Annotated in this window: 8 protein-coding genes; 1 reads left to right on the top strand and 7 read right to left on the bottom strand. The window is 45.6% G+C overall.

Features of this window, described 5'->3' with window-relative positions; genetic code table 11:
• Positions 1-2: 2 nt before the first annotated feature.
• Together NYR53_RS12965 and NYR53_RS12960 are read right to left on the bottom strand one after the other, a co-directional pair.
• Positions 3-1,802, bottom strand: coding sequence for a sensor histidine kinase (locus NYR53_RS12965; protein ID WP_261305554.1), 1,800 nt, complete (start codon positions 1,800-1,802; stop codon positions 3-5).
• Between the two features lie 123 nt (positions 1,803-1,925).
• Entirely contained in the window at positions 1,926-3,671 is a 1,746-nt protein-coding gene (locus NYR53_RS12960) for a methyl-accepting chemotaxis protein (RefSeq protein ID WP_261305553.1), read from the bottom strand.
• Between the two features lie 183 nt (positions 3,672-3,854).
• Between NYR53_RS12960 and NYR53_RS12955 the strand changes: the two genes are divergently transcribed.
• A complete protein-coding gene (locus NYR53_RS12955) occupies positions 3,855-4,430 on the top strand; it encodes a GNAT family N-acetyltransferase (protein ID WP_367618644.1) in 576 nt (191 codons plus the stop codon).
• 21 nt (positions 4,431-4,451) lie between these two features.
• Here the strand turns inward: NYR53_RS12955 and NYR53_RS12950 are convergent, their stop codons facing one another.
• From NYR53_RS12950 to NYR53_RS12930, 5 genes are all read right to left on the bottom strand, one after another.
• Complete coding sequence (locus NYR53_RS12950; protein ID WP_261305552.1) at positions 4,452-5,465, bottom strand: LacI family DNA-binding transcriptional regulator; 1,014 nt, start codon at positions 5,463-5,465, stop codon at positions 4,452-4,454.
• A gap of 74 nt (positions 5,466-5,539) precedes the next feature.
• Complete coding sequence (locus NYR53_RS12945) at positions 5,540-7,147, bottom strand: ABC transporter substrate-binding protein (protein ID WP_261305551.1); 1,608 nt, start codon at positions 7,145-7,147, stop codon at positions 5,540-5,542.
• A gap of 43 nt (positions 7,148-7,190) precedes the next feature.
• Entirely contained in the window at positions 7,191-8,087 is an 897-nt protein-coding gene (locus NYR53_RS12940; RefSeq protein ID WP_437180180.1) for a carbohydrate ABC transporter permease, read from the bottom strand.
• A gap of 61 nt (positions 8,088-8,148) precedes the next feature.
• Positions 8,149-9,018: an ABC transporter permease gene (locus NYR53_RS12935; protein WP_261306352.1), complete on the bottom strand. Its 870-nt coding sequence runs from the start codon at positions 9,016-9,018 to the stop codon at positions 8,149-8,151.
• Positions 9,019-9,141: 123 nt separating this feature from the next.
• Positions 9,142-11,934 (bottom strand): beta-galactosidase, encoded by a 2,793-nt coding sequence (locus NYR53_RS12930; RefSeq protein ID WP_261305549.1) that lies wholly within the window; start codon positions 11,932-11,934, stop codon positions 9,142-9,144.
• Positions 11,935-12,110 lie beyond the last annotated feature (176 nt).

Genomic DNA, 12,110 nt, shown 5'->3' with positions numbered 1-12,110 from the left:
TCTTAACCTTCCTCACTTTGAAAAGGGAGCCATAGTGTTACTTCTGTGCCCTGCCCCGGTTGACTTTCAATCTGTAGGCCATACTCATCGCCAAAATAAAGCTGTATACGATCATTCACGTTCCTTAACCCATAGCCGACAGCTTGCTCCGGAGATTCCGGCCTCTTCACAAGAGCCTCAAGCCGTTCCGGCATCATCCCAACCCCGTCATCGCTAACAACAATCTTGATTTTCCCCTCCACAATTTCACCTGTTACTCTAAGAAGACCCATGCTGCCCTTTGTTTTAAGTCCATGGTAGATCGCATTTTCAACAAGCGGTTGAATGGTTAATTTCGGTATAAGACCGCCGAGTACCTCGCCCCGGATATCAAATTCAAAGGTAAATACATCGGAATATCGGATACGCTGAATGGATAAATAATCCTTCACGTTGCGAACTTCTTCCTCAATCGTGATCGTCTCTCTACCTTTACTCAGAGCTGCGCGATAGAAATCGGCCAACGCTTTGGTTGTTCGCTGAACATCCCTTGCTCGTCCCATTTCTGACAAGGTATAAATAACATCCAAGGTGTTATACAGAAAGTGCGGCTTAATTTGCGCCTGAATAAGCGCCAGCTCGTATTCACGCTTCTTTTTTTGCTCAAAATTAATGTTCGTCAGCAGCTCTTGAACTCGCCTTATCATCGCATTAAAGCCTGAGGCCAATAAACCAATCTCATCCTCTGAATTTACCTGGAATTCGATGTCCAAACTGCCTTCTTTGACCTTCTTCATATGTTTGGTTAGCCCCATAATCGGTTTGGCGATTAACTGCGAAAGCATACCCGCTCCAAGCAAAGCAAAAAATAAACAGATCAACCCAATAAGCACAATAAGGACAGTGATTTTACGCGTATCCGCGGTTAAAGATTCCAGTGGAGCCATCGAGATAAGTTTCCACCCAAAGCTAGGAACATCGGAGCTTACTACTAGCGTTTTCTGATGTTGAAAAGAGGTTAGATCCGACGTATCCCTATTAGAAGTAATCCAGTTTTTCAGTGTTGGATCTGTTACTTCATGAAGCAAATCCTCCGAATGCTGCGATGAAATAACGACGCCTCCCTCATTCACGATAAAATAGCTGCCATCCTGGATGGAGCCGATTTTCTGATAAATCGCAGATAAGGAGCTTTCTTTGATATTCAGTACGAGCATACCGAGCTTTTGCCCTGTATAAATATTCACAATCCGCTTACCCAGCGTCATGACAATTTCTTGCGAATCAGGGGTCAAGTAATTACGCTGCTGCATGGGAAACCAAATATTATTGCCACTGGTGGCGTCAATCTGTTTCAGCATTTCACTGCTCGCGGTCAACTCCTGATTCCGTTCCATTAGGAGATTAGATCCAAATACCCGACCATTCGTATCTATATACGCAGCCGATTGGACATCGGGAAATACAAGCATGGCAAAGCTCAACTGATTCGTAATCTGCGTGTACATCTGTAGGCTCGTTTCCGATGCCCCCTGGGATTGCGGGTCTTCCACGATCAATTTGTTGAGATTGATCGTCAGCATATTGGCGCAGCTTTCTACATTCGTTAACATGCCCGTGATGCGCGTAATAATGAGGGACGAGTTATCCGAAACATTTTTTACCGTCTTTTTGACAATCGCATTCGTATATACTTGATTCGAGACAAAACCTAATACAAATAAAGGCACGAAGATGAGCGGAAAATAAATCATGATGATTTTATAACGAATGCGTTGATTACGAAACCAAGGCATGGTTGTATATTTTTGTAGAAACTGCATGGTCTGCCCCCTACTTATCAATAACTGAAAAAACCCTATACAATCTACCTCCAGGCAAGCCCTGTCGGTTATATTGTATAGGATTCGTCTACTCATTGAAACAAGTCGAATTTATATCCATTTTTATACATTAATTCGTTGAATCGACAATCGCATTTCATCCGTTAATCCGCTCAATGCCGTTGCTGAATCCGCTATTTCTTGAGCAATCTTAAGTTGATCCTGTGTGAGCCTGTGAATATCCAGCGTTCCGTCTGATGAAGCCTTGGCAATATTCGCTATGTCTATAACAGATGCTGTCACCTCTTCAGCTCCTGCTGTCATCTGCTCTGTTGCTGATGAGATATCATGAATTTGCTCCGACACATAACGGAACTGTTCCACGATATGGCTAAAGAACGCTTCCGCTTTCATCGTGAGGTCAGCCCCGGTCCGGATCTCCTTCATCCCCGATTCCATGGCCTCACCCATAAGCTGTGATTCCTTCTGAATATTTTGCAGCAATCCAGCAATTAAATGAGCTGATCCTGTCGCATTGTCCGCAAGTTTGCGCACTTCACCCGCTACTACAGCGAAGCCTGCACCGTGCTCACCCGCTCGCGCTGCCTCAATAGAGGCATTAAGCGCAAGCAGTTTCGTTTGTTCTGCGATATCCGAAATAGCCGATAAGGCTACCCCAATTTCCTGTGAGTGGCCGCGCAGCAAGGCAGCTCGATTAAGCGCTTCTTCTGTTGCGGAAGTAATGGTGATGAATTGACCGTTCATATTCTTTACGATCGTTTGTCCGGATTCCGCACTCTCCAGCGCATTCATCGATGCGTCAGATGCTGTTAAAGAAGCTTCCGAAATACGTTGGATGGCCGTGGCCATCTCCTCCATCGAATGTGCACTCTCATTGGTGCTTGACTGTTGCGTAGTAGCTCCTTCAGCGAGCATTTGTATCGATACGTTTACTTTTGTATTCATTTCCAGCAAATGATGAGCTTCCGTGTTGAACTTTTCCGTCGTCGCTACAAATTGATCCGAGGTGTGCGATACATTCGATACAATCGTTTTTAAAATGTCATTGATGTTGCCTGACATCTTGTTCATCGCCTGATACACGGCACCAATTTCATCTATCGAATGAACTGGATTTGCAGCTAATTGCTGCTGTGCAAGGAGAAGGTCTCCCTTTGCAATGCTTTCCGCACCTGCAACAATCCGTTGTAACGGACGCAGTGAACGGGAAATAAGCAGCATAACCGCGCCAAGTCCAAGTAAGGTGAGGAAGAGCATCAGCAGATAGACAGAGATGTTCCCTATGATCAAGCTGTTGGAAATACGTTCGATGACGCCCGCTTCCGTATCGATACCTAGGACTCCGATGGTTTTACCATCAGCGCTTTTCAAAGGTGCATAAGTCGAGACATATTTACCGTATTGCGGGTTTACGATCAAGGGTGAACTCGCCGAATTCCCTTTAAGCAATGCCTGAACAGCTTCTTCTGGAATATCTGTTACTTCATTGATTGGTGAAGCCGAACTTTCTCCTTTTGGTTGTCCGTCGATCATAAGGAGAGGCTGATTTTTCTCATCAATTCGAACAAGATACACATATAGCGCTCCTATTTGCGTACGGTATTGGTCTAGTTCCTGCCTGATATTCCAATACAACTCGTTCTCCTTAGGATCTTTTAAGAATTGTTCCCATTTTTTTGCATCGATGCCTTGGACGTAGCTCTCCGCTAATCGAATGCCATAGCTGGATATTGCCTCCATCCCTGCTTTCTTGGCATTTCTGATTTCAATGAAAATATTGCCTGCGGATAATGCCAAAATGACTATCATCACGGCCGCAATGATGCGCACGACCAATCGTTTTCTCATCCACATTACGAAACGAAACATCAAATTCCCTCTCTTCATTCAACATGATTCGATTATTTTCGACATGAAATTGGGAATTCCTTCTTCTAAAAAGAACTTATTTTGTTTTAAGGAAATCTTCAGATTGCTGTGATAGGTTACTAGATAAGGTTACACAATTTGAAGAAAAGTCAGGTGACATGATTGACAACGGCCGGTTTATTCGACTCCTTCCCCCTACTAACAACAGACCGTTTATGTTTGCGTCAAATGAACACGGAGGATGCGGAGGATCTTTACCTCTTCTATTCCGACTCTAAGGTCACCCAATATCTAGACTGGCATGGTCCTGTATCAGTACAAGATTCCAGAGACCTAATTCACTCATGGAATCAATATTTTCAAGATAAAAGGTTATTCCCTTGGGGGATATCCATGAAGTCCGATCCCACCTTAATTGGCACTGTCATGTTCATGCCGATTCGAGATACATTTGAAAAAAAGCCCCTTCTTCCTCTCAACGTAGGCTTCGAATTAAACCGACATTATTGGAATAAGGGCATCATGTCTGAAGCTCTGGAAGCAGTTCTTGCCTTTAGTCGGGAACATATTGGAGCACATCGCATTCAAGCGGAAGTATTCCCTGAGAATAAAGCCTCTTTGAAGGTTTTGGAGAAGCTGGGTTTTAAGCAAGAAGGACTGATGCATCAATATGTAATGCATGAAGTGACGCGAACATTTCTGGATGTGATCATGCTTGCTTTTATTAATAATACATAAATTCCGTCCCCAACTTCCTCATTATGTACTTTGCCTAACCATGAGCTTAGGTTCCAGAACCGTCAGTTTCTTTACCTTTTCCTTCTGAATAAGTCTCGATAAAATGGCTATCGCAAGGCTGCCGAGCTGTTCACTGTGCTGTGAAACGGTTGTGAGCTCGGGATTCATCGCATAGGACAATTGCGTGTCATCAAATCCTGCAATCGCGATGTCTTCGGGAATCCGCAGCCCGCGTGAAATAACAGCTTTCATAGCACCAATGGCCACGTAATCGTTAATACACAGAAAGGCCGTTGGACAATTCGGCAGGGTAAGGAACTGATCCATCAGCTTGTGTCCGCATTCCATAGAAAAATCTCCCAAGCGTACGATTTGTTTGCGAAAAGAAAGATCATTCGCTCCTAAAGTACTTTTGTAGGCTTGAAGCTTTTCCATTGTTGTTGTCGTATCAGCGCTTCCTCCCAAGAAGCCGATGCTTCGATGCCCGCGGTCAATGAGGTGCTGCATAATGAGCTGGGTGCCGAGATATTCGTCCGTTTTCACCCGATGACAGGGATGACCCGGAAGGCTGCCATTGATCAAGACAATTGGAATTTTCTTCTGAATATCCACGACTTCCTGGACGAGCTGTTCGGGACAATGACGCGAATTAATGCGTCCCCCCATGAAGATAAGTCCTTCCACCTGCCTTTCGCAAAGTAAATTCAGATATTCGGATTCTCTGCTGAAATTGCTGAATGTATTACATAGAAAGAGTGTAAACCCAAGCTTCTGCGCAGCTCTCTCTGCCCCTCCGAACACCTCAGGGAAAAACATGTTACTGCTATCTGGGAATAATACGCCAATCATGCCCGTTTTCTTATTCACTAGACTGCGTGCCAACGCATTGGGCTGAAACTTATGCTTTTCAATAATCGCCATAATTTTCTGCCTAGTCGAGGTTCGAACGGGTGCGGTATCATTGAGAACACGGGAAACTGTCGCGACGGAGACGTTCGCTTCTCGGGCAATATCATAGACGGTTATTGATTCCAAGTATACACTCTCCGTTACGTCAAAATGTAAAGATCGAAGGCCTGTTCAGAGACAGACCTTCGATAGCTTTATCCTTATTTGCTGCTTTCTACCGTGGTTTTGAAGGCATCCAATTGTTTTTGGACCTCAGCCATCAGCTTATCAAAACCTGCTGTTTTCAGCTTCGCGCGGAAATCATCAACCGCTTTAACCGGGTCTCCCGCTTTGCCATAAAGGATCGCAGGTCCCATTTGTCCAACAACTTGGGTAACCGCTGTCAACTCATTTGACACAGGTGCTTTATCGAAAACGAATCGGCCATATGGAAATGGCTTTTTGATTTTGTCATAGGACGCATAAAGCGCGCCTTTGCCTGACCAATCATTACCATCTGGGATTTCATTCTTATCGATGCGTCCCCCCCAGAAGTTGGAATAGAATTCGTCTCTTTGTACATCATAGCCATCTGGACGGTAACGTTTGCCATCTTTGATGACGTACTGTACGCCTTCCAAACCATAGTTCATCAAATGGTATACTTCCGGATCTTGGCGAATTAGCTCATAAACCATCAGGGCACGCTCTGGGTGCTTGCTTTTCGCACCAATGGAAGTACCGCCGTGTGTGATCGACATGGATACGAGATTGTTGCGTGTAGCCGAGAATGGGAAGAACTGAAGATCTGAGCCCGGCTGCAGCTTATCCATTTTGATACGCTCACCAAGGAAGGTTTGCGTGTGATGCTGATCAATGCTTGACTTACCAGCCTCAAGCTCAGAGCGGTTATCGCCCTTATAGTTCAGCACATCATCCCGCCAGAAGCCTTTGTCGCCCCAATCCTTCATGAGTTTGGCAAAATTCACGAAGGTATCATCGAGAACGGGGCTGTAGGCTTTATACTTCTCATCATAGGATTTACCGTAGATTAGTCCGAAGAGACCTGTGCTGATCGGAAGTTCAATCGCATCTGTGTAGGAATTGATGTACCCGCCAATATTACCAGCAGCTGTACCATTTGCATCCCAAGGAACGACGCCTGGCTTCTTATCCTTAACACCTTGGAGATAAGTCTCCATCGACTTCCAATCTGTAATCGGCGCCGTGATCCCAAACTCTTTGGCCCAATCACCACGATACAAGAAGCCGTGATTAACCCACTGCGTATAATGATCCTCAGGAATGAGCATGATTTGATTCTTGTACTTCGTCTCCGCCCAGTTTTCTGGCGGTACTTCCTTCCAAGTTAACGGCGCATACACAGGAAGCAGCTTATCCAGAGGCTGGAAAGCACCTTTTTGGGCATTCTGCCACGTATCCAACCAATCTGTTGCAACCGTGATTAAGTCAACAGGTTCTCCTGAAGCTAGCAATAGATTATATTTGGTTTGCCAATCGGCCCATTCCACCCATTTAATTTCCAGTTTCGCATTTGCTTTTTGTTTCAAAATAGCGTTGACCTTCTCCATCACCTTTTCAAATTGACCATTCTTCGGTTTATCCCCCAACATCACGTACGAAATCGTTTGGAACTCCGAAGTGTCAATTTTGCCGGCAGGTGCCGCTGTCCCTGTTGCTGCTGCAGTTGCTGTCCCTTTATCCGTTGAGCTAGTTCCTGTACTGCTAGGTGTAGAGCACGCCGTCAAGCTTACAGCTAGCGTCGCTGCCAGAGCTACACTAAGCGCTTTCTTTTTTCTCTTGAACATACGGATTTGCCTCCCCATAATTGTTTTGGTATATGTTTTTGCGTCAGCCTTTTACAGCACCAACGGTAATACCCTGGATGAAATATTTCTGCACCATCGGATAAAAGAGAATGACCGGTCCTGTTGCGACGACAGCGGTAGCCATTTTCATGGACTCCAGCGGCATATCCCTTGGCTGTACATTGGAGGAGACCGATGAGTTTTTGATAAAATCGGCACTTGTGACGACGTTATACAGAAACAATTGCAGCGGCCTATATTTTAAATCAGGTGATAGGAACAACATCGCATTGTACCATTCGTTCCAATACCCCAAAGCAATAAACAATCCAATGGTGGCCAGCGCCGGTGTTGTCATTGGCAAGATAAGTTTGGTGAAAATCTTGAAATCACCCGCCCCATCCATTTTGGCTGATTCCGTAATCGCATGAGGAATGGAGGTTACGAAGCTTTTCATCATAATAATGAGAAAAGGGCTCATCAGTCCGGGCAGCAGGACAGCCAAATAGTTATCCTTCAGATGCATCCACTGCGTCATGATTAAGTAAAAGGGGACAACTCCACCCTGAAACAATGTTGTAAAGTAAATGAAGAAGGATATCCGATTCCGATATGGAAAATCAGGACGCTGCAAGGAATAACCCGTCATGGCTACGATAAACAGCCCAATGGTAGTTCCAACTATCGTAATACCAAGCGTGACCCCATAAGAGCCGAGAATGACTCCCGGATTCTCAAACACAATTTTATAGGCAAAAGTACTGAACTCTTTGGGCCACAAATTGTAGCCGTGCAACGTGATCGATTTCTCTGCTGTGAACGACGTCCCAAGGACAAGAAGAAAGGGCAGTAAACAAAACAGAGCGAAAAGACCAATAAAGAAGTAGCCGAATGCCCGAATGGCCACGGAGGAGAAATCAGTTCCTCTTTGACGTGCGATGACTTGCTCCACTGGATGTCCCTCCTAACCGATTTAAAGTGGCGAACACTTGCCTGTTGATTTAGAACAGCGTATTTTCAGGCGAAACTTTCTTAACCAGCCAATTGGCTGTGATGACAATAAAGAAGCCAAACACGGACTGATAGAGACTGACAGCGCTTCCTAGAGAAAAGTTAAAGTTGTTCATCAAAGAGCGGAAGACGAACGTTTCAATAATATCTGTCGCGTCAAAAAGGGCTGTATTGTTGGCTCCGACCAAGTTATAGAACAATCCAAAGTTCCCTCGGAGAATACCGCCTAATGAAAAAAGCAGCAAAATAATGAACGTCGGCTTTAGCCATGGAAGCACGATATAGCGAATTCGCTGCAGGGCATTCGCCCCATCAATTTCTGCGGCTTCTACGATCTCCGAGTCCAATCCCATTATCGCAGCGAAATAGACGATGGAGCCGTACCCTGTCGACTGCCAAAGAAACGTAATAACGATGATAAATGGCCAGATCGTTGGATTCGAGTACGTCTTAACCGGCTCCCAACCGATCGATTTGAAAATCCCATTGAGCAGTCCAAAGTCATAACTGAGAATGTTATAAGCAATAAGGCCAACAAGCACGAAGGAGATGAAAAAGGGCAGGAACATCAGGGATTGTGAAAGCTTCTTAAACCACTTTTTACGAAGCTCGTTCAGCAAAATAGCAATTCCAATCTGTAAGATATTTCCAAATAAAATAAAAGCTAAATTGTAAGCAATCGTATTAAACGTTAATTTCCAAAGTGCCCCGGAGGTCACTAGAAATTTGAAGTTGTCAAACCCAACGAACTCACTGCCGAAGATCCCCGCCGTATAGTTATAATTAATGAATGCGAGATAAAGCCCTGGCATTGGAAGGTAAGACATGACTAAGAAAAATAAAATCGCAGGAACACACATAAGGACTAATGTTCGATACGTCCAAAATCTGCGAAGTGGGGTTGATCGCTTTTTGACAGCAATAGGCGCCCCTTCTAATGAGCTTGCTGAGATGGCAGCTTTCATACGTACTCTCCTTCCAAATTAAACTGCGGCTACGGGTATGAAGCGAAGAGGCTCTAACAAGGCATCTTCAGTGGCCGATACCGCCTCTAATAAGATGGCTATTTCATTGCTCAATTCGCCACCCTGAAACCATGGCCCCGGTAAATTAAAGGATTCATCGCTGCCGCCACGGAATATCGGTCTGTTGGTACCGCCTTGCGTCCACAGACGGCCAACGAGGTGCCCGTTGAAGAACACGGTCAACTTCATGTTGCTGCCTTTGACATAAACCCTCCAGCCTAATCCTTGGTTATCATCACGAAGGTCACCGTACAGCCATGACAGGGTACCCGGCATCAAGGAGACAGCTCCTTCTACGGGGAGAGCCCCTTCGCTTGATGCTTTGGCATGCTGCAGTAAGCCATTCTCTTGACAAGAGGATAATGTCCACTGTTTAGCTGCGGTTCCTTCGTAGAGATGAATACTGCCGCTTAGGGAACCATATGTTTTATCCAGAAATAGCGTAAACGTTGCCGTGTCTCCTGCCTTTACGTAGGGCGTGAGATTAAGATAAGGATTGAGCGGATTCAATTGTCCGAGTGCGTGCCCGTTCACGTAAGCATAGGCGTACGAGAAATTACCCGGCGTGTGGAGAATCCACGTATCCGCTTCTTTCGACAGCTTTACTTGTTTGCGGTAGCATTGATGGGCGGGCTGTTCAGCAGAGAGCCACCCTCCAACACTCACAATCGGCCATTGTCGATCGTCATAATCGGAAGCTGCGTAATTGTCCTTGTCTTCACCATATTGCATAAGCTTGAATCGCCAGTTTTGGTTTATTTCTCTAACCGACGTTACGCCAACTATGCCCGTTAGCCCTTTCAGAGCATTTAAGTGAAGGCCTGGCAAATTCGTATCGTGGAAATTGGTATGTCCCCAAATCTCGACACGAGCAACCAGATTTGACTCTACGCGCGAGCCAGATGGAATCGGAAGGAAGTGACTTCCTCCACCCGGTGCTGCTGTACCTAGGTACGTTTCACCGGTATAGACGGAAACGACATCACTTGCCTGCTGAACGAGAAGGCCTAAACAGCTGCTCTCCAGCGGTAGTGATAATTGCGAGGTGTACCAAGCGAAACCTCGATAAACACCATGCTTCTCCAGATAATCGGCAGTATCACCGATCGATAAGCTTTCATCCGCAAGGGTATCCAAGGGATTCACTATGCTTTGTGACCAGCTGAGTTCAACTTCGCGGCTTTCCGTATCTCGTTCTACGAAGTCACCAACATGCAGCACGCCATCATCATCCATATTTTCTAACAGCAAAGCACGTGAACGACTCATTCCGATTAATTCGATAACGTGACCGCTTAGTAAGCGAATCCGTGCTGATCTCTCTTGCTCGCCCGATTGAAAGGATACCGTTACCTGATCTTCTGCTTCGGCATCGTGTACCTTCATTGTGCCAGCCTCCGTCTGCACCTCCGTGTTAAAGATGAGACGAATTTCGCCTTCACCCTCCGTATGAAACACGAACAGCGTGCGCTGCTCAAGCTGCTTAACCAGCAGCAATTCTGCAGTTGCGTAGGCGAGCGTCCCCTCAGCGATCCCCCATGTCTGCAAAGGCACCTGCAAGGGAAGAATCGGACATCGGCTTGCTTTAGCCACAAGTGTGGTGTAACGGGGGACGATCTCTTCTGCTAAATGAAAGTAAGCGTCTTCATCTTGTTCGTTTACATTACATAAGAAGAGCAGCTCACCGCCTTGCTTTAAAGCTAACCGATAAGGGGATGAAGCATTACTCGTGAGCTCAGGCTTCGCCTCAGCCAAGGAAGAGCCATACGTGTGAATCACACGATGCAGCATTTTCCCTTCATAAGCTTCTTCTCGAATGTGTCCTTCCGGTGATATCATTCCACCGAAATCATAGTCCGAGGTAAGAAATGAAAGTGGATTTCCCCAATTGTTAGCCGCATTGGTGAAGCCAAAATTCGTCCCTGAAGCCTGCAAGTAGGGACCGAGCAGCTTCGCACCTGCCGATAACAATCTGCGAAGCAAGAAGTGCGAGCGATTCGTCTCCGTGACGAGTAAGGGCAGCCCGCGATGAGCCAACTCCTCTCTGTAGAAGAGCACCTTTTCTTCGAAAGCAGGGTCTTGGTCATTTGGATAGAAGTTGCATGTAGGCACCACGTCTTCAGCAAAACCAGAAGCCTCATACAAACCGCCTTGTCCGGCGCAAGCAATGAGCGGGACAGATATCCCATGCTGCAAAGCTAAATCCCTTAACGCCGAGATATACCCTTTGGGATCCGAACAAGGGTAGAAATCAAACTCATTGTCTAATTGGACAGCAATGATGGTGCCACCCCGACCCGTTTCATATTTCCTCAGTATGGGTAGAATCTGTTCGTACCACCTGGACACATGCCGCAAGAAGGCAGGATCGTTATCTCTTATGCGAAGATCTTCTTTCACGAAAAGATAAGCAGGAAGTGCTCCCCCATCCCATTCGGAGCAAATATACGGCCCTGGTCGTGCAATCACCCACAGTCCTGCATCTGCGGCATCCTGTAGAAACTGTGCGGCATCCTTCTCTCCAGTAAAATCCCAAGTTCCTTCCACGGTCTCATGATGATTCCAAGGAAAGTACACATCAATCGCGTTATATCCAAAAGCTTTAACTTTATTTAGTCTCTCTTTCCATAACCCGCGTGGTAATCGAAAATAAAATAAGGAAGCACAAAGTATAATTTCTGATTTTCCATTTATCCGCAGTGCATCTGACGATAACTGAATCACTGCTTCTTCACTTTTTGATAAATACAATGGCTAACCCCCTCGATCTGCTCTCATTTATTTATGAAACCCGTTTCATCCGCTAGGGATATTTAGCTTGCTGTTCTTTATGAAGTTAGTATAAGTTGTTTTAAAAGCGCTTACATTGAAAGAAACATCAAGTTATATAACAAAACTACGAAGATACAGCCTCACGTAAAACAAAA

Source organism: Paenibacillus andongensis (genome assembly GCF_025369935.1).
Taxonomy (GTDB): domain Bacteria; phylum Bacillota; class Bacilli; order Paenibacillales; family NBRC-103111; genus Paenibacillus_E; species Paenibacillus_E andongensis.
The sequence above is the reverse complement of the archived record's forward strand: the minus strand, read 5'-3'. Positions and strand labels throughout refer to the sequence as shown.